Source organism: Prauserella halophila (genome assembly GCF_024171895.1).
In the GTDB taxonomy this organism is placed as follows: Bacteria; Actinomycetota; Actinomycetes; order Mycobacteriales; family Pseudonocardiaceae; genus Prauserella; species Prauserella halophila.
Window position 1 is genome coordinate 88,044 of sequence record NZ_JAMTCQ010000011.1, and the last position, 22,267, is coordinate 110,310.

22 protein-coding genes and 1 pseudogene are annotated in these 22,267 nt (G+C 72.0%); 15 read left to right on the top strand and 8 right to left on the bottom strand.

Annotated features, from left to right (window positions below; all coding sequences use genetic code 11):
- Positions 1–7 precede the first annotated feature (7 nt).
- On the top strand, positions 8–1,003 hold the full coding sequence (locus LY41_RS15250) for a DUF58 domain-containing protein (RefSeq protein ID WP_253864691.1): 996 nt from the start codon (positions 8–10) through the stop codon (positions 1,001–1,003).
- Positions 1,000–1,983: a VWA domain-containing protein gene (locus LY41_RS15255; RefSeq protein ID WP_253864692.1), complete on the top strand. Its 984-nt coding sequence runs from the start codon at positions 1,000–1,002 to the stop codon at positions 1,981–1,983. Before LY41_RS15250 ends, LY41_RS15255 begins: the two co-directional genes overlap by 4 nt.
- Here the strand turns inward: LY41_RS15255 and LY41_RS15260 are convergent.
- On the bottom strand, positions 1,980–2,441 hold the full coding sequence (locus LY41_RS15260; RefSeq protein WP_253865047.1) for a tRNA (cytidine(34)-2'-O)-methyltransferase: 462 nt from the start codon (positions 2,439–2,441) through the stop codon (positions 1,980–1,982). The genes LY41_RS15255 and LY41_RS15260 overlap by 4 nt on opposite strands.
- A gap of 255 nt (positions 2,442–2,696) precedes the next feature.
- Between LY41_RS15260 and fabG the strand changes: the two genes are divergently transcribed.
- The 3 genes from fabG to LY41_RS15275 all read left to right on the top strand — a co-directional run bounded on the left by fabG (position 2,697) and on the right by LY41_RS15275 (position 5,539).
- Positions 2,697–3,401, top strand: a complete 705-nt coding sequence (fabG, locus tag LY41_RS15265; RefSeq protein ID WP_253864693.1) for a 3-oxoacyl-ACP reductase FabG — start codon at positions 2,697–2,699, stop codon at positions 3,399–3,401.
- A 161-nt stretch (positions 3,402–3,562) separates the two neighbouring features.
- Positions 3,563–4,330: an enoyl-ACP reductase FabI gene (gene fabI / locus LY41_RS15270; protein WP_253864694.1), complete on the top strand. Its 768-nt coding sequence runs from the start codon at positions 3,563–3,565 to the stop codon at positions 4,328–4,330.
- A gap of 162 nt (positions 4,331–4,492) precedes the next feature.
- Complete coding sequence (locus LY41_RS15275) at positions 4,493–5,539, top strand: ferrochelatase (protein WP_253864695.1); 1,047 nt, start codon at positions 4,493–4,495, stop codon at positions 5,537–5,539.
- Positions 5,540–5,602: 63 nt separating this feature from the next.
- On the opposite strand, the gene LY41_RS15280 is transcribed toward LY41_RS15275, so the two are convergent.
- Positions 5,603–6,418, bottom strand: a complete 816-nt coding sequence (locus tag LY41_RS15280) for an Rv1486c family protein (protein WP_253864696.1) — start codon at positions 6,416–6,418, stop codon at positions 5,603–5,605.
- 100 nt (positions 6,419–6,518) lie between these two features.
- Here LY41_RS15280 and LY41_RS15285 point away from each other — a divergent pair, with 100 nt between their 5' ends.
- Both LY41_RS15285 and LY41_RS15290 read left to right on the top strand, forming a co-directional pair.
- Complete coding sequence (locus tag LY41_RS15285; protein ID WP_253864697.1) at positions 6,519–7,946, top strand: sigma 54-interacting transcriptional regulator; 1,428 nt, start codon at positions 6,519–6,521, stop codon at positions 7,944–7,946.
- Complete coding sequence (locus LY41_RS15290) at positions 7,943–9,895, top strand: vWA domain-containing protein (RefSeq protein ID WP_253864698.1); 1,953 nt, start codon at positions 7,943–7,945, stop codon at positions 9,893–9,895. The genes LY41_RS15285 and LY41_RS15290 overlap by 4 nt, the downstream gene beginning before the upstream one ends.
- A 69-nt stretch (positions 9,896–9,964) precedes the next feature.
- Here the strand turns inward: LY41_RS15290 and LY41_RS15295 are convergent, their stop codons facing one another.
- A complete protein-coding gene (locus LY41_RS15295; protein WP_253864699.1) occupies positions 9,965–11,071 on the bottom strand; it encodes a cytochrome P450 in 1,107 nt (368 codons plus the stop codon).
- Between the two features lie 121 nt (positions 11,072–11,192).
- Between LY41_RS15295 and LY41_RS15300 the strand changes: the two are divergent.
- The 3 genes and pseudogenes from LY41_RS15300 to LY41_RS15310 form a co-directional block, all read left to right on the top strand.
- Positions 11,193–11,327: pseudogene (locus LY41_RS15300) on the top strand (TetR/AcrR family transcriptional regulator); the annotation flags it as partial.
- Positions 11,328–11,393: 66 nt separating this feature from the next.
- Positions 11,394–12,644: a cysteine--1-D-myo-inosityl 2-amino-2-deoxy-alpha-D-glucopyranoside ligase gene (gene mshC, locus LY41_RS15305; protein ID WP_253864700.1), complete on the top strand. Its 1,251-nt coding sequence runs from the start codon at positions 11,394–11,396 to the stop codon at positions 12,642–12,644.
- Between the two features lie 66 nt (positions 12,645–12,710).
- Positions 12,711–13,544, top strand: a complete 834-nt coding sequence (locus LY41_RS15310; protein WP_253864701.1) for a metallophosphoesterase family protein — start codon at positions 12,711–12,713, stop codon at positions 13,542–13,544.
- 52 nt (positions 13,545–13,596) lie between these two features.
- Here the strand turns inward: LY41_RS15310 and LY41_RS15315 are convergent, their stop codons facing one another.
- Positions 13,597–14,499: a PAC2 family protein gene (locus LY41_RS15315; RefSeq protein WP_372493277.1), complete on the bottom strand. Its 903-nt coding sequence runs from the start codon at positions 14,497–14,499 to the stop codon at positions 13,597–13,599.
- A gap of 155 nt (positions 14,500–14,654) precedes the next feature.
- Here LY41_RS15315 and LY41_RS15320 point away from each other — a divergent pair, with 155 nt between their 5' ends.
- The 3 genes from LY41_RS15320 (at position 14,655) to hisG (ending at position 16,483) form a co-directional block, all read left to right on the top strand.
- Complete coding sequence (locus LY41_RS15320) at positions 14,655–15,293, top strand: HAD family hydrolase (RefSeq protein WP_253865049.1); 639 nt, start codon at positions 14,655–14,657, stop codon at positions 15,291–15,293.
- Positions 15,294–15,356: 63 nt separating this feature from the next.
- Positions 15,357–15,620: a phosphoribosyl-ATP diphosphatase gene (locus LY41_RS15325; RefSeq protein WP_253864702.1), complete on the top strand. Its 264-nt coding sequence runs from the start codon at positions 15,357–15,359 to the stop codon at positions 15,618–15,620.
- Positions 15,621–15,637: 17 nt separating this feature from the next.
- Positions 15,638–16,483: an ATP phosphoribosyltransferase gene (gene hisG, locus LY41_RS15330; RefSeq protein ID WP_253864703.1), complete on the top strand. Its 846-nt coding sequence runs from the start codon at positions 15,638–15,640 to the stop codon at positions 16,481–16,483.
- A gap of 129 nt (positions 16,484–16,612) precedes the next feature.
- Here hisG and LY41_RS15335 read toward each other — a convergent pair whose 3' ends face one another.
- On the bottom strand, positions 16,613–17,542 hold the full coding sequence (locus LY41_RS15335) for a ParA family protein (RefSeq protein WP_253864704.1): 930 nt from the start codon (positions 17,540–17,542) through the stop codon (positions 16,613–16,615).
- 113 nt (positions 17,543–17,655) lie between these two features.
- Positions 17,656–18,597, bottom strand: coding sequence for a RecB family exonuclease (locus LY41_RS15340; RefSeq protein WP_253864705.1), 942 nt, complete (start codon positions 18,595–18,597; stop codon positions 17,656–17,658).
- Positions 18,598–18,800: 203 nt separating this feature from the next.
- Here LY41_RS15340 and LY41_RS15345 point away from each other — a divergent pair, with 203 nt between their 5' ends.
- Together LY41_RS15345 and LY41_RS15350 are read left to right on the top strand one after the other, a co-directional pair.
- On the top strand, positions 18,801–19,943 hold the full coding sequence (locus LY41_RS15345; protein WP_253864706.1) for a site-2 protease family protein: 1,143 nt from the start codon (positions 18,801–18,803) through the stop codon (positions 19,941–19,943).
- A gap of 77 nt (positions 19,944–20,020) precedes the next feature.
- On the top strand, positions 20,021–20,842 hold the full coding sequence (locus LY41_RS15350; RefSeq protein ID WP_253864707.1) for a tRNA (adenine-N1)-methyltransferase: 822 nt from the start codon (positions 20,021–20,023) through the stop codon (positions 20,840–20,842).
- A 21-nt stretch (positions 20,843–20,863) separates the two neighbouring features.
- Here the strand turns inward: LY41_RS15350 and LY41_RS15355 are convergent, their stop codons facing one another.
- Together LY41_RS15355 and LY41_RS15360 are read right to left on the bottom strand one after the other, a co-directional pair.
- Positions 20,864–21,661 carry a hypothetical protein gene (locus tag LY41_RS15355; protein ID WP_253864708.1) on the bottom strand — a complete coding sequence of 266 codons (798 nt, stop codon included), beginning with the start codon at positions 21,659–21,661 and terminating at the stop codon, positions 20,864–20,866.
- Between the two features lie 223 nt (positions 21,662–21,884).
- Complete coding sequence (locus LY41_RS15360; protein WP_253864709.1) at positions 21,885–22,070, bottom strand: hypothetical protein; 186 nt, start codon at positions 22,068–22,070, stop codon at positions 21,885–21,887.
- Positions 22,071–22,267 lie beyond the last annotated feature (197 nt).

Below are 22,267 nucleotides of genomic sequence, written 5' to 3' on the forward strand. Positions count from 1 at the left end.
CGTCGCCATGGCGCGGACGAACGACTCCGGAGGCCCGCCCGGGCCGGCAGGGGGGAGCGGTGCCGGCGGCCGGGACGCGGGACGGCCCTCGTGGGCGCCGCCGGTGCTGCGCGGCGATCGGCTGACGGCGGGCCTGCGGACGCTGGAACTCGACGTCCGCGGCCGGCTCGACGGGCTGCTGCAGGGAAACCACCTCGGCCTGGTGCCGGGCCCCGGGTCCGAACCGGGGGAGGCGCGTCCGTACCAGCCCGGTGACGACGTGCGCCGGATGGACTGGGCCGTGACCGCCCGGACCACGACCCCGCACATCCGCGAGACGATCGCCGACCGCGAGCTGGAGACCTGGCTCGTGGCGGACGTGTCGGCGAGCCTCGATTTCGGCACGGCGGCCTGCGAGAAGCGCGACCTCGTCGTGTGCGCCGCGGCCGCGATCACGCATCTGACCCTCGGGGGAGGGAATCGCGTCGGGGCGCTCATCTCGAACGGCGCCGAGACCGTGCGCGTTCCGGCACGGGGAGGACAGGCTCACGCACGCAACCTGGTCCGCACGATCGCCGAGATGCCCCGTGCGGCCGAGGGCACGCGCGGCGATCTGGCCGAGCTCGTCGACCAGTTGCGCAGGCCACCCCGCCGGCGCGGACTGGCCGTGGTCGTCTCCGATTTCCTGGGGGACACGGGGTGGCAACGGCCGCTGCGCGGGCTGTCCGGGCGGCACGACCTGATCGGCGTCGAGGTGCTCGACCCGCGGGACGTCGACCTGCCGGAGGTCGGTGACATCGTGCTCGCCGATCCGGAGACCGGCCGACAGCGTGAGGTGCACGCGTCGGCCCGGCTGCGCAAGGAGTTCGCCGCCGCGGCCCAGCAGCACCGCGGTGAGGTCGCCCGCGCGCTGCGCCAGGCCGGTGCCGGGCACCTCGTGCTGCGCACCGACTCCGACTGGATCGCCGACGTGGTGCGGTTCGTCGTCGCGCGCAAACGCGGCTGGTCGGGAGCGACCTCATGAACCTGACCGGTTTCAGCTCGCCCTGGTGGTTCCTGCTGCTGATCGTCGTCGCCGCGGTGGTGATCGGGTACGTCCTGGCTGCTCGCTCGCGGCGCAAACGGACGATGCGCTTCTCCAACCTCGCGCTGCTCGAACGGGTCGCGCCCAGCGGCAGGCGGTGGGCCCGGCACGTCCCGTCGGCACTGCTGATGGTGTCGCTGCTGCTGCTGACGTTCGCGCTCGCCGGTCCGACGGCGGAGCAGAAGGTTCCGCGGAACCGGGCGACGGTGATGCTCGTGATGGACGTGTCGCTGTCGATGGAGGCCACCGATGTCGAGCCCACCCGGCTGAAGGCGGCCCAGGACGCGGCCTCGCAGTTCGCGGAAGGACTCACCCCGGGCGTGAACCTCGGGCTGATCTCGTTCGCGGGCACGGCCACGGTGCTGGTGGCGCCCACCACGGAACGGGACGGCGTCACGAACGCGATCCGGAACCTGCAGCTGGCCCAGTCCACGGCGACCGGTGAAGGCATCTTCGCCGCCCTGCAGTCGGTGGAGAGTTTCTCCGCGGTCGTGGGCGGTGCGCAGGGACCACCACCGGCGCGCATCGTGCTCATGACCGACGGCAAGCAGACCGTGCCGCAGGACGAGTACGCCCCGCGCGGCGCGTTCACCGCGGCGACGAAGGCCCAGGAGAAGGACATCCCGGTCAGCACCATCTCGTTCGGCACCTCGCACGGCAGCGTGGAGATCGAGGGCAAGGACGTGCCGGTCCAGGTCGACGACGCGTCGATGCGGGAGATCGCGCGGTTGTCCGGCGGTGACTTCTACAAGGCGGCCACGGCCGAGGAACTCGAGGAGGTCTACGAGAGCCTCGGCGAGCAGATCGGGTACGAGACCAAGGACACGGACGCCAGCAGGCCCTGGGTGGTGCTCGGCACGCTCGTGCTGTTCGGCGCCGCGGCCGGTTCGCTGCTCATCGGCAGGCGCCTGCCGGACTAGACTCCCGGAAAGCCGTGCTGACGCCAGGCCTCGTACACGGCGATCGACGCGGTGTTCGTCAGGTTCAGCGACCGCGACGTGGGCAGCATGGGCAGGTGCACGCGCTCGGTGATCGCGGGGTCGGCGAGGACCTCGTCGGGCAGACCGGTCGACTCCGGGCCGAACAGCAGCACGTCGCCGGCGGTGTAGGACACGTCGGTGTGGAGCCGGTCGCCCCGGGCGGTGAAGGCGTAGACGTTGGCCGGCAGCAGCGTCTCCCAGGCCGCCTCGATGGTCGGATGCACGTGGACGTCGGCCAGATCGTGATAGTCGAGCCCGGCGCGGCGCAGTTGCTTGTCCTCGAAGCCGAAACCGAGGGGCTCGATCAGGTGCAGTTGGCAGCCGGTGTTGGCCGACAGCCGGATCGCGTTGCCGGTGTTGGGCGGGATCTCGGGGTGGTAGAAGACGACCCGGAACACGTCGGTGGTTTCTCCTGTTCCTGCAGCGGCTGGCGGCCGGGCGGCGGCCCGGTACCGATTCTGGCGATCGGGTTCGCCCGAGCCGCGGGCGGCCCGGGCGAGGTGCTGGCCGAGCGTGAGGACGGCGGCCGAACGTGGTGTGGTGAAGGCCATGACCTGCTCGGCCGAGTTACCTCCGGGTACCGGCAACCCGCGGAAGTGGGGCCGGATAGCCTCACGGCGACAACTGCCATGCGGCGTGAGGAGAGGTTTCTCGTGGGACGGTCGGTTCTGGTCACCGGAGGCAACCGCGGCATCGGACTGGCGATCGCGCGCGGCCTCGCGGACGCCGGACATCAGGTGGCGGTGACCCACCGCGGATCGGGAGCGCCGGACGGACTGTTCGGCGTGCAGGCCGACGTCACCGACGGTGAGCAGATCGAAGCCGCGTTCAAGCAGGTGGAGGAGCACCAGGGGCCGGTGGAGGTGCTGGTCTCCAACGCCGGCATCACCGACGACACGCTGCTGATGCGGATGAACGAGGAGTCGTTCACCCGCGTGGTCGATGCGAACCTCACCGGTGCCTACCGCGTCGCCAAGCGGGCCTCCCGCAGCATGCTGCGGGCGAAGTGGGGCCGGCTGGTGTTCATCTCGTCGGTCGTGGGCCTGTCCGGTGGAGCGGGCCAGGTGAACTATGCGGCGAGCAAGGCCGGTCTGGTCGGGGTCGCCCGGTCGGTCACCCGGGAACTCGGCTCGCGCAACATCACGGCGAACGTCGTTTCGCCCGGCTTCATCGACACCGACATGACCGGGGAACTGAGCGAGCAGCAGCGTGAGGCCGCGCTGGCGCAGATCCCGGCCGGCCGGTACGGCCGGCCCGAGGACATCGCCAACATGGTGCGGTTCCTGGCCTCGGACGAGGCGGCGTACGTGAACGGCGCCGTGCTGCCGGTGGACGGCGGCCTCGGCATGGGGCACTGAGCCGCTGCGGGCACCGCAGCTCGCGCGGCGAATCCGGCCGCACGCGATCGGCCGCACATGATGGGCCACCGCGCCGCGCCGCACTCACGTCAACCAGCACCGGCCGGCACCGGCCGGCATCACCGCCGCGACCATCGGCACACAGCGAAGGGAAGAATTCCGTGTCCGGACTGCTCGAAGGTAAGCGCCTGCTGATCACCGGCGTCATCACGGACGCGTCGATCGCGTTCCACGCCGCGAGGACGGCGCAGGAACAGGGCGCACAGGTGGTGCTGACCGGCTTCGGCAGGTTGTCGCTCATCGAGCGCATCGCCAAGCGGCTGCCCGAGCCCGCACCGGTGGTCGAACTCGACGTGCAGGACCCCGAACACCTCGACACGCTCGCCGACCGCGTGCGCGAGCACGTCGACGGGCTCGACGGCGTGTTGCACTCGATCGCGTTCGCCCCGGAGAGCTGCTTGGGTTCGCCGTTCCTGGACGCGCCGTCGGAGGACGTCGGCAAGGCCGTCGAGGTGTCGGCCTACTCGTACAAGGCGCTCGCCAAGGCCGCGCTGCCGTTGCTGGGCTCCGGATCGGCGGTGGTGGGCATGGACTTCGACGCCCGCGTCGCCTGGCCCGCCTACAACTGGATGGGGGTCGCCAAGGCGGCACTGGAATCGGTCAACCGGTACCTCGCCCGCGACCTCGGGCCGCACGGTGTGCGGGCGAACCTGGTGTCGGCAGGACCGGTCAAGACCATGGCTGCCAAGTCGATCCCGGGTTTCGAGGAGCTCGAGGACGGCTGGGGCGACCGCGCGCCGCTCGGCTGGGACACCACCGACCCGACACCGGTGGCGAAGACGATCTGCGCCGCACTGTCGGACTGGATGCCCGCCACCACGGGTTCGATGATCATGGTCGACGGTGGCGTGCACGCCACCGGTCAGTAGCGCCGCGCGAGCGTCGCGGCGGGCCGGTGCGCGGGACACGGGTCCGCCGCTCCCGGCCCCGTGGACGTGTCCCTCGGTCGGCAGTCCGGTTGCGGGTGAGGGCCGGTGGCACCGGTGTACCCGGTTCGGCGTGCCGCGGGCCACAGCGGAAAGATGGGGGCCGTGAGTTACGACGCGCTGCTGTGGTTGTCGTTCGGCGGGCCCGAGGGGCCGGACGACGTGATGCCGTTTCTGGAGAACGTGACGCGGGGCCGGGGAGTGCCGCGCGAACGGCTCGACGAGGTGGCCGAGCACTACCGGCATTTCGGGGGAGTGTCGCCCATCAATCGCCTCAACCGGGAGGCGATGGCGGCGGTGGAGCGGGAACTCGCGGTGCGCGGCCTCGACCTTCCGGTGTACTTCGGCAACCGCAACTGGCATCCGATGGTCGAGGACACCCTCGCGCGGATGCGGGCCGACGGGGTGCGGCGGGCCTTGGTGTTCCCGACCAGTGCCTACGGCGGGTACTCGGCGTGCCGGCAGTACGACGAGGACATCGCGCGCGCCCGTGCGGCGGTCGGCGACGGCGCGCCGGAGCTGCTCAAGCTCCGCCAGTTCTTCGATCACCCGTTGTTCGTGGCCGCCAATGCCGACGCCGTCCGGGCCGCGCACGCGCAGCTGGACGGGCGCCCGGCTCGCACGGTGTTCACCGCACACTCCGTCCCGACGGCCGCCGACGCCGCGGCGGGACCGCCCGGCACGGGCGGCGAGTGGTACTCGGCGCAGGTGTTCGAAGCGGCACGGCTCGTCGCCGCGCAGGCGGGCGTCGAGGAGTACGACGTGGTGTGGCAGTCCCGGTCCGGACCACCGCACGTTCCGTGGTTGGAGCCGGACATCGTCGATCACCTCGATGCGCTGCACGAGCAGGGCGCCGGGGCGGTCGTGGTGAGCCCGATCGGCTTCGTCTCGGACCATCTCGAGGTGGTGTGGGACCTCGACAACGAGGCCGCCGACCGGGCGGCCGAGCTCGGCATGGGCTTCGCGCGCGCGGCGACACCGAACGGCGACCCGCGGTTCGCCGAGCTCGTCGCCGAACTCGCGCAGGAGCATCTCGCGTCGGCGGGCGTGCGGAAGCTGTCCGAGGCGTTTCCGGTGGCCGGCTGCACCCTGAACGGGGCGCCGTGCGCGGAGGGTTGCTGCGCGCCGGTGGGGCGACCGGCGACGGGCTAGTCGTGCGGGGCGGTCACCTCGAAGAGTGTCGTATAACGGTTTATACAGCTTGGCGATGGAGTATCACGCACGGTTCGCCTGATCGCCGAACACGCGCACGGTCTCGTTGATCGCCGCGCACCTCGCGGTGCGCACCGCCTCCGACAGCGGGCGGAGGGCGTCGGCGCGGCGTTCGGCGGCCGACGCCGACAGCGCGCCGCCCGGCTCTTCGGCGGTGGCGACGTCGAGGATCGCGCCGATCTCTTCGGCGCGCTGCAGCACCCGCAACGCGCGCGGGGGTGTGCCGTCCGGCCAGGCGGGTTCCGGCCGGGCACGCAGGTGTGCCGACAGCTCGGCGCGCACGCTCGGGCGTTCGCTGGCCACGTCGAGGGACTGCAGAGCGCCTGCGCTGTCGCGGATGGCATCGGTCAGGCCGTGCTCGGCCTCGGCGAGACTCACGTGGTCGAGGCCCACGTCCTGCGGCAGGACGGGGCCGGACGTGGCGAGCGGGTGGACCGTCCAGCGGACGAGCCCCTCGGCGATGTGGTGCGGCACGACGCCGTAGCCGGCGCAGGGGAGGACAACGGCCTCACCGGCGGCCAGTGCCGCCTTCGGGAACTCCCCGCCGCCACCGAGGCCGCGGACGTCGCCCGGCACCGGCAGCACGAGCCGGGCGATGGTCACGCCGAGTCTCCGGAGAGTGCCCAGCAGCTGAGCGGGACGGGCGGGCGGCCCGCCCGTCACGGGAAGGTCGAGGGCGGCGCCGGTGGCATCGTCGGCGGCGACCACCTCGTGCGCTTCGCCCCACGGCAGCAGGGCGTCGAGCACGTTGTCGGACGCGGCCGCGCCGTGGAGCCACGCCGAGGACCACACGGCCAGAGTCGCACTGGGACAACACACAGCGCCCGAGGGTACCGTCCGGAACGCCCCGGTGGGCCCGGCGATCCGGACGGGCCGGCGATCGTGACGCGTTCGCCGCAGCAGGCCTAGGCTGGTCGGGGTGAATGTTTCGGAGGAGACCGCACCCGCAGACCTGCCGCGTACGGCGGGGGAGCTGCGCGCCGCAGGCCATGAGCCGCGGGGTGTGAAGGACGAGATCGCCGCCAACCTGCTCACCGCACTGCGGGAGGGCCGCGATCCGTGGCCGGGCATCGTCGGGTTCGGGGCCACGGTCGTGCCGCAGCTGGAACGCGCGCTGCTGGCCGGGCACGACGTCGCGCTGCTCGGCGAACGCGGCCAGGGCAAGACCCGGCTGCTGCGCACGCTCGGCGGACTGCTCGACGAGTGGACCCCCGTCATCGAGGGTTCCGAACTCGCCGAGCACCCGCTGCGGCCGATCACGCCCGCCTCCCTGCGCCGCGCCGCCGAACTCGGCGACGACCTGCCGGTCCGGTGGTGGCACCGCAGCCACCGGTACACGGAGAAGCTCGCCACCCCCGACACCTCGGTGGGCGATCTCATCGGCGACGTCGATCCGGTGAAGGTCGCCGAGGGCAGGCCCCTCGGCGACCCGGAGACCATCCACTTCGGACTGGTGCCACGGGCGCACCGCGGGATCGTGGCGGTCAACGAGCTGCCCGATCTGGCCGAGCGCATTCAGGTGGCGCTGCTGAACGTGATGGAGGAGCGCGACATCCAGGTCCGCGGTTATACGCTGCGCCTGCCGCTGGACGTGCTGCTCGTCGCGACGGCGAACCCGGAGGACTACACCAACCGCGGGCGGATCATCACCCCGCTCAAGGACCGCTTCGGCGCGGAGATCCGCACGCATTACCCGGCTGAGGTCGAGGCCGAGATCGACCTCGTGCGACAGGAGGCGGACCTGGTCGCGGAGGTCGGTGATCCGCTGGTGGAGGTGCTCGCGCGGTTGGTGCGCAGCCTGCGCGAGGCGACCGTGATCGACCAGCGGTCCGGCGTGTCTGCCCGGTTCGCCGTGGCGGCGGCGGAGACCGTGGCCGCGGCGGCGCTGCGGCGCGCAGCCCTGACGGGCGAGGAGCCGGCGGTGGCGCGTCCGGTGGACCTGGAGTCGGTCCCGGAGGTGTTGCGCGGCAAGCTCGAGTTCGAACCCGGCGAAGAGGGCCGCGAGCTCGAACAGTTGGTGCATCTGCTGCGGGTGGCGGTGGCCGAGACGGCACGCACCCGGTTCGCGGGGCTGGACCTCACGCCGTTGGCCGATGCGGTGACCGAGGGGCGGCCGGTCGAGACGGGCGAGCGGGTCCGCGGCCGGGAACTGCTGGCCGTGTTACCGGAGTTGCCGGTGCTGCACGAGGTGGCCGAGCGATGCGGCGCAGGCCCGGACGACGCGGCTGCGCGAATCGCCGCGGCGGTCGAGCTGGCGCTCGAATCGCTGTATCTCGGCAGGAAGGTCGCCAAGGACGTCCGCAGTCCGGGCGACGGCGCGGACGCGAGGACGGTATACGGATCATGAGTGCCGACGGGTACCGGTACGGGCCGTATCGCGACGGTCCGGACCCGCTGGCCCCACCGGTCGAGCTGCGGGAGGCGGTGGATCAGGTCGGCCGGGACGTCATGGAAGGCGCTTCACCGCGGTCGGCGACCGACGAGTTGCTGCGGCGGGGCACGCCGGCCACGGCGGGACTGGACGAGCTGACCCGCCGGGTGTGGCAGCGGCGCGCGGAGATCCAGCGCCGCCATCGCCTGGACGGCACGTTGCAGGAGGTGCGGCGGCTGCTCGACGAGGGGCTCACGGCGGAGCGGCGGCGACTGGCGAGCGAGGCCTCCGAGGACGCCCGGTTCGAGGAGATGCGACTGGACGCGTTGCCGTCGGGGACGGCGGGTGCGGTGTCGGATCTGGCCGATCACGAGTGGCGATCGGAGACCGGCAGGAGCAACTACGAGCGAATCCGGGAGCTGCTGGGCCGGGAACTGCTCGGTGCGCGGTTCGATCGCATGAAGGAGGCGCTGCAGCAGGCGACACCCGAGGACGCGGACCGGGCGGGTGCGATGCTCGCCGATCTGAACGACCTGCTCGCCGCGCACGCCCGCGGCGATGCGGACGTCGCGGAGCGGTTCGACGAGTTCCTGCGCAGGCACGGCGAGTTCTTCCCGGAGAACCCGTCGACCGTGGACGAGCTGATCGATGCGCTGTCCGCGCGGTCGGCGGCGGCGCAGCGGGCGATGAACTCGATGACGCCGGAGCAACGGCAGGAGCTGGCGGAGCTGGCGCAGCAGGCGTTCGGCGACCCGCGGATCGCCGAGCAGCTGTCGCGGTTGGACGAGCGACTGCGTGCCGCGAGACCGGGGGAGGACTGGTCGTCGTCCGGCCGGTTCCGCGGGCAGGATCCGCTGGGGCTGGCCGAGGCGGCGCGGGCGATGACCGATCTGTCCGAACTCGACGCGCTGGCCGAACAGCTGGCACAGAGCTATCCGGGTGCGCGGCTCGAGGACATCGACCTCGAATCGCTGGAACGTCAGCTCGGCGACGACGCCGGGGTGGACGCGCGCAGGCTCGCCGAACTGGAACGGGAGCTGAGCAGGCAGGGTGTGTTCGAGCGGGCGCCGGACGGGTCGCTGCGGCTGTCACCGAAGGCGCTGCGCAGACTGGGGGAGACCGCACTGTCCGATGTGGTCCGCGTGCTGCGGGCCGGACGCGGTGAGCGCGATACGACGGCCTCCGGCGCGGCCGGCGAGGTGACCGGATCGAGCAGGCCCTGGCGATTCGGGGACACCCAACCGTGGGCGGTGTCGAAGACGGTGCGGAACGCGGTGCTGCGCACTGCGTCGGCGGGCCGGTCGACGGTGCGGCTCGACGTGTCCGATGTGGAGGTCGCCGAGACCGAACACCGGTCGCGGGCCGCGGTGGCGCTGTGCGTCGACACCTCGTGGTCGATGGTCGCCGAGGACCGGTGGCTGCCGATGAAGCGCACCGCGCTGGCCCTGCATCAGCTCATCTCGACCCGCTTCCGGACCGATGCGCTGCAGATCATCACGTTCGGACGCCACGCCCGGCAGGTCGAGCTGTCCGAGCTGGTGGCGCTCGAGGCCACGTGGGAACAGGGCACGAACGCCCACCACGCGCTGCTGCTCGCCGGGCGGCATCTGCGGCGGCATCCGGGTGCGCAGCCCGTGGTGCTGATGGTCACCGACGGCGAACCGACCGCCCATCTCGAACCGGACGGCGAAGCACTCTTCGACTATCCGCCGAGCCCGGTGACGCTCACCAGGACGCTGTCCGAAGTGGACCGGCTCGCCACGTCGGGTGCGGCACTGTCGGTCTTCCGCCTCGGCGACGACCCGCGGCTGGCGGCATTCGTGGATCTGCTCGCACGCCGCGCGGGCGGGCGCGTGCTGGCACCGGACGCCGACGGCCTGGGCGCGGCCGTGGTGGGCGACTACCTGCGCAACCGGCGCGGCTGAGCGTGCCGACCCGACCGCGCCACCTGCCCGGGTGCAGGACACGCGCGTCTGACTGCAGAACACGCGGGGTCAGCGCGGGGTGATCACGAGGCGGGCGCCGCGGGCGGGGACCATCGTGATGTTGCGGGCCTTGGCGCGTTCGGGGCGCGTCCGGTCCGGGGTGATCCGGAAGCGTCGCAGCACCTCGCCGAGGACGACGGCGGATTCGAGCAGGGAGAAGCCCGCGCCCAGACAACGCCGGACGCCGCCACCGAACGGGAACCAGGTTCCGGTGGCCGGGCCGGAACCGGTGAACCGCTCCGGGCGGAACGCGTGCGGATCGTCGTGGTGCGCCGGGTCGTGCTGGACCATCGTGATCGACGGCATGACGCCGTGGCCCGCGGGAATGCGGTGGCCGCCGATCTCCACGTCGCGGGTGACGACCCTGGCGACCTCGGAGATCACCGGGTGCAGCCGCATCGCCTCCTTCACGACGGCCTCGAGGTGCTTCTCGTCGTGGTCGTCGGCGGCTGCGCGGACCTCGGCATCGCGTTTCCATACGCCGAACCGCTGCAGTTTCGGCTGGTGCCAGCCGAGGAGGTCGACGGGGCCGATGTCGACGATGCGGCGCAGCAGCTCGCGCAGCCGGTCGAGCCGCGGTCCTTCGGCGACACCGAACACGACGCGCAGGATGCTCTCGAGCGTCACGGCCTGCATGCGTTCGTGCGAGCGCACCGGACCCGGCCGCCAGCCGTCGACCTCGGCCCCGGCGAGCTCGGTGATCAGGTCGCGATAGCCCCGCAGGGCGGCGCCGTTGAACGCGGGCATGAGCAGCTTGCGGGCGCGCAGGTGCACGTCCTCGTCGGTGAGCAGTACCGAGTGCCTGCCCATCGCGGGCTTGAGGATCACGTTGCCCTCGCCCGCGTGGAACACGTCGGCCGGGCCGCCGAACACGGCCCGGATGTGCTCGACGTTCGCCAGTTGCACGACGTCGCCGTCGGGGAAGACGCGCAGCCGGAACACGTCGCCGTGGCGGCGGCGCAGCCGGGGCATCCAGTGCTCGCGGTACGAGCCGTACAGCAGGGTCTGGACGATGCGGGGCAGGCGCGGCCCGGGAGGCGGTGCGGTGGCCGTGACGTCGTCGAGGTGCACGCCCGTGTCCGGGGCGGCCGATGCGGTGGAGCCGGTCGTCGTCATGAGCGCGCTCCTTTGCGTGGGCGGAGGGTGCCCGATGCCGTGCGGGCGGGAGCGCTCCGGCCGGGTGTTCCGGTGGCGGGCTCCGGTGGTCGCGGCCGGCACGGGCGGCGGTCCTCGGTACGCGCGTGACCTCGTCGCGGCGTCCGGCACGAACCTCGCGTCGATCGGCTACCACTTCGGCTCGAAGGCCGGTCTGTTGAACGCGGCGATCGCGACCGTGTTCGAGGAATGGACCGATCGGCTCGCCGGGCTGGCGGCATTGTGGTCGGCGTCTTTCCCACCGGACGGGAACGTTCCGCCGGGGCGCACATAGGGTTGAGACATGCAGACTTGGTCCTCGGTCGCCGTGCCCCGTGTCCCCGGAGAGTCCCGCCCGCTGCGGCTGTACGACACGGCATCCGGTGACATCCGCCCCGTCTCACCCGGCCGGATCGCCCGGATGTACGTCTGCGGCATCACGCCGTACGACGCCACGCACCTCGGGCACGCCGCGACGTACCTCGCCTTCGACCTCGTGCACCGGCTGTGGCTCGACGCCGGGCACGAGGTGCACTACGTCCAGAACGTCACCGACATCGACGATCCGCTGCTCGAACGCGCCGAGCGGGACCAGGACGACTGGGTCGTGCTCGCGATGCGTGAGACCGCCCTGTTCCGGGAGGACATGGAGGCCCTGCGGGTCGTTCCGCCTCGCGACTTCATCGGCGCCGTCGAGACCATCCCGCAGATCGTGGAGGTCATCGGGAAGCTGCTGGCCTCAGGTGCGGCCTACCGGGCCGACGACCCCGAGTACCCGGACGTCTACTTCGATCGTTCGTACACCGGCCGGTTCGGGTACGAGTCGGGCTACGACGCCGAGACGATGGCGCGGCTGTTCGCCGAGCGGGGCGGCGATCCCGAGCGTTCCGGCAAGCGGGACCCGCTCGACGCGCTGCTGTGGCGGGCGCACCGGCCGGGGGAGCCGTACTGGGAGTCCGAACTCGGACGTGGCCGGCCCGGCTGGCACATCGAGTGCAGCGTGATCGCCCTCGACCAGCTCGGGGTCGGCTTCGACGTGCAGGGCGGCGGTTCCGATCTGGCGTTCCCGCACCACGAGTACAGCGCCGCGCACGCCGAGGCGCTCGCGGGTGACCATCCGTTCGCCCGGCACTACGTGCACGCCGGGATGATCGGGCTCGACGGCGAGAAGATGTCCAAGTCGAAGGGAAACCTGGTGTTCGTGTCGCGGCTGCGGGCCGCCGACGTCGAACCGGACGCCATCCGGCTGGGCCTGTTCGCGGGCCACTACCGCGAGGAGCGCGCGTGGACCGACGAGGTGCTCGCGACGGCTCAGCGCCGGCTCGCCCGGTGGCGCGAGGCCGTGCAGCTTCCGGCGGGCCCCGCCGCGGCCGACACGGTCGCCCGGCTGCGTGAACACCTGGCCGACGACCTCGACACGCCGCGCGCGCTCGCCGCCGTCGACGCGTGGGCCGACGAGGCACTCCGCGGCGGTCCCGGCGGATCGGGCGGGGACGCCGACGCCCCCGCGCTGATCCGCACGGCCGTCGACGCCCTGCTCGGGGTCGTCCTGTAGGAACCATCGGCATCAGGCTCATCCGGTAGGAGGATCGCCCGGCGCTGGGACGCTACCGTGGGCCGCGTGCCCACTCTTCACGCCACGAGCGATCTGCACGTCACGCACACCGGCAACGAGACGTACGTCGACGTGATCCGGCCGGACACGCCGGACGACTGGCTGCTGGTCGCCGGGGATGTCGGCGAACGCATGGCCACCGTCGTCGACACCCTGGCGCGCCTGCGGGAGCGGTTCGCCACGGTCGTGTGGGTGCCGGGAAATCACGAGTTGTGGACCACCGCGAAGGATCCGGACCAGCTTTCCGGCCGCCCGCGCTACGACGAACTGGTCAGCCGCTGCCGGGAGATCGGCGTGCTCACCCCCGAGGACGAGTTCCCCGTGTGGCCCTACGCCGAGCGGCCGCTGACGATCGCACCGCTGTTCGTGCTGTACGACTACAGCTGGCGGACGCCGTCGGCGCAGGGCACGTCGCTGGACGAGGCGCTTCGGCAGGCCCGCGAGGCGGGGGTGGTCTGCACCGACGAGTATCTGCTCGGGCACGAGCCGTATCCCGGCCGCGCCGAGTGGTGCGACGAGCGGCTGACGCTGAGCGAGAAGCGCTTGGCCGAGATCCCCGACGACCACGAGACGGTGCTGCTGTCGCACTGGCCGTTGCACCGGCATCCGACCGCGCCGCTGTACTACCCGGAGTTCGCCATGTGGTGCGGTACGAACCGGACGGAGGACTGGCACCTCCGGTTCCGCGCGCGGCTCGCCGTGTACGGGCACCTGCACATCCCGCGCACCACGTATGCCGACGGGGTGCGCTTCGAAGAGGTGTCGCTGGGCTATCCGCGGGAGTGGCGCAAGCGCTCCCGCGGTCCGGTGGCGGTCCGGACGGTGCTGACCGCGGACTGAGGCCGGCAGGCGGCGCGTGCGATCGGGGCGCCGCCTGCCGTGCTCCTCGCGGTCACCGGCCGGTGTGCCCCGGTCCGTCGTCCCTGCGCCGCCGCAGGTAGCGCTCGAACTCGGCCGCGATCATGTCGCCGCTCGCGCCCTCGAGGTCGATCTCCGCGTCGCCCCGCTCCTCGAGCGAGCGCACGTACTCGGAGATCTCCTCGTCCTCGTCGGCCATCTCACTGACGGTCTTCTGCCAGTCCTCGGCCTGTTCCGGCAGTGCGCCCAGCGGGATCCCGACGTCGAGGATGTCCTCGAGCTTGTTCAGCAGGGCGATCGTGGCCTTCGGGGACGGTGGGTGCGACACGTAGTGCGGCACGACCGCCCACACCGACACCGCGGGCACGCCCTCCTTCACACACAGGTCCTGGAACACGCCGACGATCCCCGTCGGGCCCTGGTACCGCTCCCGCTCGAGCCCGAACCGCTTGGCGGCCTCCGCGTCGTAGGCCGTGCCGGTCACCGGGATCGGCCGGGTGTGGGCGGTGTCACCGACCAGGGCGCCGATGGTGATCACGGTCCGCACTCCGAGCCGTTCGGCGTGCTCGAGGAGCTCCGCGCAGAACGCCCGCCAGCGCATGTTCGGCTCCGGCCCCTGCACCAGCACCACGTCCTGGTCGGCACCCGCAGGGCGGCACACCGACAGGCGGGTCGTCGGCCACTCGACGCGGCGGGTCACACCGTCGACCAGCCGGACCGTCGGCCTGGCGACCTGGAAGTCGTAGTAGTCGTCCGGTTCGAGTTCGGCCAGCGGTGTCGCGTCCCAGTTCAGCGCGAGGTGCTCGAGCGCAGTGCTGGCGGCATCACCCGCGTCGTTCCAGCCGTCGAAACAGGCGATCATGACCGGGCCCCGGGGTTCCCGGGTCTCATCGCCATCGGTGTCGCCGTCGGTGAAGTCGTTGAAGGGCGTGCTCACCCGCCCAGCGTACGTCCCGGCGCCGGGCGGGTACGTCACCGTAGGCTGGACGGCGGCCGCTGCCTGCGGTGCGCCCACCGACCACGAGGGAGAAGTCCGTGATCGATCCGTCCTCCGCCCCCGGTGAAGGCGGTCCGGCCGCTGTGTTGTGGGACATGGACGGCACCCTGGTCGACTCCGAGAAGCTCTGGGACGTGGTGCTCGCCGAAGCGGCGCAGCAACTGGGCGGGCAGCTGACCGCCGAGCAGCGGACCGCGCTCGTCGGGTCGAACATGGCCGTGACGTCCCGCAGGCTGTTGGAGATCGCGGGGCGTGCGGTGACCGACGAGGCCGCCGGCGAGGTCGCGGACCGGATGCGGGTGCGCACGGCGGAGCTGTTCTCCGGTGCGCTGCCCTGGCAGCCGGGCGCACGGGAGGCGCTCGAGGCGCTGCGCGCGGCCGGCGTGCCGTGCGCGTTGGTGACGTCCACCGAGCGCGGGCTGACCGAACTCGCGCTTGACACGATCGGGCGAGAATTCTTCGCCGCCACGGTGTGCGGGGACGAGGTGGACGGGCAGAACAAGCCGCATCCCGAGCCGTACCTGCGGGCTGCGCGGCTGCTCGGCGTGGATCCGGGCGCATGCGCGGCCGTCGAGGACTCGCCCGTCGGCGCGGCCTCGGCCGAGGCCGCAGGCTGTGCCGTCCTGGTCGTCGAGTCCGACGTCCCCGTCGACCGCGGTCCGCGACGGATTTTCCGCCCGTCGCTCGTGGGGGTCGACGCCGGTGAACTGCGCCGGCTGATCCGGCGCCGGTGACCTGCAACATCACCGGCCAGGCCGCTCGCCGGCCCGCGCGCCGCGGATGACAGGATTCTCCGCGTGAAGACCTTCGACGAGCTGTACGCCGAGCTGACCGAGCGCGCCCGCACTCGACCCGCGGATTCGGGCACCGTCGCCGCGCTGGACGCCGGAGTGCATGCGCAGGGCAAGAAGGTACTGGAAGAGGCGGGCGAGGTGTGGATCGCCGCCGAGCACGAATCCGACGAGCGGCTGGCCGAAGAGGTGTCCCAGCTGCTGTACCGGGTTCAGGTGCTGATGATCGGCCGGGGCGTCGCGATGGACGACGTCTACCGGTACCTGTGAACGAGAGAGGACGTCAGATGCTGCGTGTCGCGGTACCGAACAAGGGTGCGCTGGCCGGGCCCTCGTCGGAAATGCTCGGTGAAGCGGGCTACCGCAAACGACATGAGCAGCGGGACCTGACCGTGCTCGACACGGTCAACGAGGTCGAGTTCTTCTTCCTCCGGCCGAAGGACATTCCGGTCTACGTCGGGTCCGGCGAGCTGGACCTGGGGCTCACCGGCCGCGACCTCGCGCTGGACTCGGGCGCCGCCGTGCAGGAAAAGCTCGGGTTGGGTTTCGGCGGGTCGACGTTCCGGTACGCCGCTCCTGCGGTGCGCGACTGGACCGTCGCCGACCTGCAGGGCAAGCGGCTCGCCACGTCGTATCCGCGACTGGTGCGCGACGACCTGGCCCGGCAGGGTGTCGAGGCGGACGTCATCCCGCTCGACGGGGCCGTCGAGATCTCGGTACAGCTCGGCGTGGCCGACGCGATCGCCGACGTCGTGGGCTCGGGACGGACGCTGCGCCAGCACGAACTGGTGGCGTTCGGTGACCCCATCTGCGTGTCCGAGGCCGTGGTCATCGAGCACACCGGCAACGGCCGGAACCCCGCGGTCGAACAGCTCACCGCGCGACTGCAGGGTGTGGTGTTCGCCCAGCACTACATGATGCTGGACTACGACTGCCCGCGGTCGCTGCTGGAACAGGCGACCGCGATCACGCCGGGACTCGAATCGCCCACCGTGGCGCCGCTCGCCGATCCGGACTGGGTGGCCGTGCGTGCCATGGTGTCGCGTAAGAAGGTCAACGCCGTGATGGACGAGCTCGCCGCGGTCGGCGCGAAGGCGATCCTGGCTTCGGACATCCGTTCCTGCCGCCTGTAGGACGCCGGCACAGCACGTAGGGGCCCGGCAACGCGCGATGCGTTGTGCCGGGCCCCTACGTCGCGTCGGCAGCCCGCGTGAGGAACTGCTGCGGTTGTCGCGCGGTCGTTCCTGGTTGTCCTTGCTGCGCTAGTGGTCTTTACTGCGCTTCGGCAGCAGGTCGTAGAGCTTCCTGCGCGCGCCGTTGTCGTTGGCGTTGCGCGTGTGGGCGACGTCGGTGATGAAGTCTTCGAAGTCGAAGTCCTGTTCCGGCGCGGCCGGTGCCTGCGGGGCGGTGCCCGGCGACTCGTCCAGCGCACGGGCGATCTCGCGGAACGCCGCGGCGTGCGTGGTCTCCGGGGCGAACGTCGTGACCGGCATGCCGCGCGCGGCGGCCTCGTTCATCACCACGCCCAGCGGCACGTGCGGTAGCACGGGGATGCCGAACTGCTCCAGTTCCCGCAGCGCGGTGACGGCGTAGCCGGAAATGGGACGCCGGTACAGCCCGGGTACGAGGCCGTAGTAGTCGATGGGCGGCCGTTCGACCATGGTCTCGAGGTGGCGGATCTGCTCCTGCATGAGCCGGAGCGCACGGATGCTGGTGCGGTCCGGCTGCACGGGTACGAGCAGTCCGCTGGTGGCGACCAGCGCGTTGTTGGTCAGCACGTCGAGTGCGGGCGGACAGTCGATGACGACGTGGTCGTAATTGGCGAACTGGATCACCCGAGCCAGCTGCCAGCCCGGAACCCGGAACTGGTCGAGCCTGCGGACCAGGTCGAACATGCCGGGCGAGGTGGGGATGACGTCGAACACCCCGCCACGGCCGACATTACTGCGCGGATGCGCCGCGACGAGCTCTTCGACCGGGCCGCGCCACGTCTTCGTGAGCGCCTTGGCGAGGCTGGGCCGGTCGGCCGGAACCTCGGGCAGGCCGAGCATCTCCGTCGTGGCGTGCCCTTGCGGGTCCAGGTCGATGAGAAGAACGCGGCGGCCCCGCTCCGCGAGTGCGGCGGCGGCGCCGACACTCAGCGCGGTCTTGCCGACCCCGCCCTTCTGATTGACCACCGAGGTGATCTGCACTGTGCGCGGCTCCTGGATCTCGATTGCCGGGAACAGAGTAGTCGATCAGCACTCGCGTGCGGCGCTGATCGCGCCCGGCGTGCCGGTCGATCCTGTCACGGCCCGCCAGGGGGTCAATCCGCGCGGTCGAGCGCCGACTCCTCACCGCCGGCCGGTTCGGGCCAGCCGGGGTACTCCGGTGGCGTACCGCCGAACTCCGGGCAGAGCGATTGGTGGGCACACCAGTTGCACAGCTTGCTCGGACTGGGGCGGAAGTCGCCGGTCTTGCCCGCGGTGCGGATCGCCGACCAGATCGCCTCGAGGGTGCGCTCGAACCGCGCCAGTTCGTCCTCGTCGGGGGTGTAGGCCAGGTCCTGCCCGTCGCGCAGGTACATCAGCTTGAGCTGCCGGGGCACCACCCCGCGGGTGCGCCACAGCACCACGGCGTAGAACTTCATCTGGAACAGGGCCTTGGCCTCGCCGATCGCCCGGGGCGCGGCGCCGGTCTTGTAGTCGACGACCCGGATCTCGCCGGTCGGCGCGACGTCGAGCCGGTCGACGTAACCGCGCAGGCGCACGCCTGATCCGAGCTCGGTCTCGACGTGCACCTCGCACGCCTCCGGTTCGAGGCGGTTCGGGTCTTCGAGTTCGAAGTACGAGTCGAGCAGCGTGCCCGCACCGTCGAGCCACCCGGCCGCGTGACCGTCCGGGCCCGTTTCGTCCTCGGCGAACAGCTCCGACCACTCCGGGCTCTCCTGCGAAAGCTCCTCCCACGTCGGCGCGAGCAGCGCGTGTGCCCGCTCGGGGCTGCGGTCGCCACGAGGGAGTGCGAACAGTCGCTCCAGCACCGAATGCACGAGCGTGCCGCGGACCTGGGCCTTGGTGGGCGGTTCGGGAATCCGGTCGATCGCGCGGAACCGGTAGAGCAGCGGGCACTGCTTGAAATCGCCCGCCCGCGACGGCGACAGTGCCGGGCGCCGGCGTGGCCGCGGCGCCTCGCCGTCGGCGCCGGCGGCCGGTGCGGCATCGGCGGCGTTCGAGCCCCCGGCGGGAGCGTCGTCCGTCGTGTCAGTCATGGGTTCCCTCGGTCATGCCCGGCACCCTAACGAGCGCTCCCGACAGAAACCGACCACGGCCGCCGCGGTGTCACGGCTGCCGTGGTGCCGGGGCGGTGGTGCCGGGGCCGTGACGGCGACACGGCCGTGCGAACCGGCGATGCCGTGCGCGGCGGGGCGCGGCGATAACCGGGCTCGTACACGGCGCGTTCTACCCTCACCTCGTGAACACGACGAACCGGTCCCGGCGCGGGACCGTCACCGACGGCGGTCTGCTGCTGTTCCGGGTCGGCGGTGTGCCCGTGCTGCTCGCCCCGTCCTGGTGGATCGGTTCGCTGCTCATCGTCGTGCTGTACAGCCCGTTGGTCGGCAGGCTGCTGCCGGGCGCGGGCCCCGGCGTGTCGTGGGCCCTGGCCGGCGCGTTCGCCGTACTGCTGGGCCTGTCGGTTCTCGCCCACGAGCTCGGCCACGTCCTCGTCGCGCTCCGGCTCGGCATGCCCGTGCGCAGGCTGCGACTGTTCCTGCTCGGCGGCCTCTCGGAGGTGGCCCGCAGCCCGGCGAAGCCGAAACAGGAGGGCCTGGTGGCGGCCGCGGGCCCCGTGGTGTCGGTGCTGCTCGCCGTGTTCTGCGGCCTCCTGCTGATCGCCGTGCCACCGGGCGGCGCGGTGTGGCTGCTCGTCGCCCAGTGCGCGGTGGCCAACCTTGCGGTCGGGGTGTTCAACCTGCTGCCGGGGCTGCCGCTCGACGGCGGGCGGATGCTGCGGGCCGGCGTGTGGTCGCTCACGGGCAACCGCGCGTCGGGGACGCGTGCGGCCGTGTTCGGCGGCGGCCTGGTCGCGCTGGCGCTGTTGGTGTGGGCGCTGTGGGGCCTGGCGGAGGGCAGCGACGACCGGTGGCTGCGGCTCGGGGTCTGTGTCGTGACGGCCTGGTTCGTGGTCACGGGTGCCACCGGCGAAATGGCCGCCGAACAGCGGCGGAGCTGGCCGGCGGGCCTGGCGCTCGAGGACCTGACCCGGCCGGTGCTGCAGCTGCCGGCCGAGAGCCCGGTGGAGTCGGCACTGTCGGCCTCGGCGGGCAGGGGAGTGGTGCTCGTGCGGGCCGACGGCGTCGCGGCAGGACTGCTCGACGAGACCGCGGCCGAACAGCTCGCCGCCGAATCGCCGCGTGCGCCCGCGGAACTGGCGGCGGAAGCGATCCGCGCGGAGACCGTGCTGCTCGCGTCGGAGACGGGCGATGCGGTGATCGAACGTGTCGCCGAGGTCGCTGCGTGGCAGTTCCTCGTCGTCGACGACGAGGGCAGGCCCGCAGGCGTGCTGCACCGCGACGATCTGCGCGCCGCCCTGGCCGGGAACCGCCGTACCCGCTGAATCGGGTGCCCGGCGGGTCTGGGACGATCGAGCGCCGCTGAAAGGCTTCCCGCAGAGGGCGTGAGATTGGGAGTTTCGTGAGCGCAGGACCGTTCCGTGTCGGGGATCGCGTGCAACTGACCGACCCGAAGGGACGGCACTACACGATCGTGCTCGCGGAGGGCGAGCACTACCACACGCACCGCGGCGCTCTCGCGCACGACGACCTCATCGGCAAGCCCGAGGCGTCGGTCGTCACGTCCGCGGGCGGGACGAACTACCTGGCGGTGCGGCCGCTGCTGTCGGACTACGTGCTGTCCATGCCACGCGGCGCCCAGGTGATCTACCCGAAGGACGCCGCTCAGATCGTGATGTGGGGCGACATCTTCCCCGGCGCGCGGGTTCTCGAGGCAGGGGCCGGCTCCGGGGCGCTGACGTGTTCGCTGCTGCGGGCGGTCGGCGGCGACGGCAGCGTGACGTCCTACGAGGTACGGGACGACCACGCCGAGCACGCCGAACGCAACGTCGAGCGGTTCTTCGGTCACCGGCCCGGCAACTGGGAGCTGCACCGCGGCGACCTCGCCGGCCACGAGGGCGAGGTCGACCGGGTCGTGCTCGACATGCTCTCGCCCTGGGACGTGCTGCCGACCGTGCACCGGAACCTCGTCCCCGGCGGTGTGCTGCTGGTGTACGTGGCCACGACGACGCAGCTGTCGTCGGTCACCGAGGCACTGCGCGAACAGCAGTGCTGGACCGAGCCGCAGGCGTGGGAGACCGTGCTGCGGCCGTGGCACGTCGTCGGACTCGCCGTGCGGCCCGAACACCGGATGATCGCTCACACGGCGTTCCTGCTCACCACCCGCCGGCTCGCCGACGGGGTGACCCCGCCCCGGCAGCAGCGCAGGCCCACTCGCGGCTGACGGAGCGGGGGTCGGCGAGCGTTACGACGACGCGCCGTTGGCGATGCACCACTGGCCCGACTGCTGCTGGGCGGCGAAGTCGACCGTTCCGCTCTCGTTCCCCATGCTGGCGGTCACCGTGAACTGGCCCCGGCTTCCGGACTCGCTCGGCGTTCCGCGCAGTTGCCATTGCGCACCCTGCTGGGGGGTGAGCTCTCCCTTGAGCGGGGAGTCCGCACAGACGAGCGCGTCGAATGCGTCGCCGTCGGCCTCGTTCAACGCGGTGACCGTCTCGGTCGCGAGTTCGTTCAGCCCCGCGGCGCCGCCACCGGAATCGGGTGCGCCGGTCTCGAGCTCCGGCACGGTCTCGGACGTCGGCACGGTCTCCGAGCTGGGGGCCGCCGGCTCGGAGGCCTGACTCGTCGTCGGGGAGGTGCCCTGGTTGCCCTCGGCCGAGTTCTCGTCGTCGGTGAGGAACCCGGGCGCGACCCACGCGGTGAAGGCGAACACGCCGGCGAGCAGCACGACGGCCGCGGCGACGATGCCGACGACGAGGCCGGTCTTCTTCTTGGGCGGCTCACCGCCGGGGCCGCCGGGATAGCCGCCGTAGGGCTGCTGCCCGAACTGTCCCTGCCCGAACTGTCCCTGGCCGTAGGGGTTCTGACCGTACGGCTGCTGGCCGTACGGATCCTGCTGGCCGTAGGGCCCCGGCTGCGGCGGCTGGCCGTACGGCTGAGGACCGGGCTGCTGGGGGTAGCCGGGCTGCTGGCCGTATTGACCGGGTTGCTGGCCGTAGGGGTCCGGTTGGCCCGGTCCGGGCGGCTGCGGTGGATATGTCATGAGGTCCCCTTGTGTCGGCGCGAGCTGTGGCCCCCTCAGTGGGATGTGATCGTATCCACGTCGGTTCCGGCCACTCATCCACCCGTGTACCACCGTCGGTCACGGCGGGCCGCGGTTCGCGGCGGGACCGGCCGGCGAGGCGCGTAACCGCGGTGTTTCGCGGCGGTGTATCGGGGCGGGGCCGTGCTTTTTCGTAGCGGGGCACCCGTCGACGGCCGCCCCGCTACGCGAGGGTGGGCCGGTGTGCCGCGCGGGTGAGGCCGTCACGGCCCGCACGCCCGTCGCCGCGCGGGTCGTCGCGGGCCCGGGCGGGTGGTGTGCTGCGCAGATCCACCGGTACGCCGTCGGCCGCGCACTGTCGATCATGATTCACCGCATCGTGGGGCGGTGTCCGGGTTGTCCGGTCCACGCCCGTGTTCCTCGTCGCTTCCCGCCGTTCCACGACGCGCGCGGGCGCTGCGGCCGTTCGGTGGAACCTGCGCAGTGCGGCGGAGTTCCGCATCCCCGCGCGGAGCAGTGGGTAGTCGGTCGAACCCGCGCGACGCGCCGATTCTGTAACTCGCCGAAGGCTTTTCTTGTCGGTGATCGCCGGTACCGTGGAAGCAA

What these genes read in the sequence shown, in the direction of transcription:
- LY41_RS15250 (WP_253864691.1), top strand. Translation starts at nt 8, where the DNA reads ATGGCGCGGACGAACGACTCCGGAGGCCCGCCCGGGCCGGCAGGGGGG.
- LY41_RS15255 (WP_253864692.1), top strand. Translation starts at nt 1,000, where the DNA reads ATGAACCTGACCGGTTTCAGCTCGCCCTGGTGGTTCCTGCTGCTGATC.
- LY41_RS15290 (WP_253864698.1), top strand. Translation starts at nt 7,943, where the DNA reads ATGAGTGCCGACGGGTACCGGTACGGGCCGTATCGCGACGGTCCGGAC.
- LY41_RS15295 (WP_253864699.1), bottom strand. Translation starts at nt 11,071, where the DNA reads ATGACGACGACCGGCTCCACCGCATCGGCCGCCCCGGACACGGGCGTG.
- mshC (WP_253864700.1), top strand. Translation starts at nt 11,394, where the DNA reads ATGCAGACTTGGTCCTCGGTCGCCGTGCCCCGTGTCCCCGGAGAGTCC.
- LY41_RS15320 (WP_253865049.1), top strand. Translation starts at nt 14,655, where the DNA reads ATGGACGGCACCCTGGTCGACTCCGAGAAGCTCTGGGACGTGGTGCTC.
- hisG (WP_253864703.1), top strand. Translation starts at nt 15,638, where the DNA reads ATGCTGCGTGTCGCGGTACCGAACAAGGGTGCGCTGGCCGGGCCCTCG.
- LY41_RS15340 (WP_253864705.1), bottom strand. Translation starts at nt 18,597, where the DNA reads ATGACTGACACGACGGACGACGCTCCCGCCGGGGGCTCGAACGCCGCC.
- LY41_RS15355 (WP_253864708.1), bottom strand. Translation starts at nt 21,661, where the DNA reads ATGACATATCCACCGCAGCCGCCCGGACCGGGCCAACCGGACCCCTAC.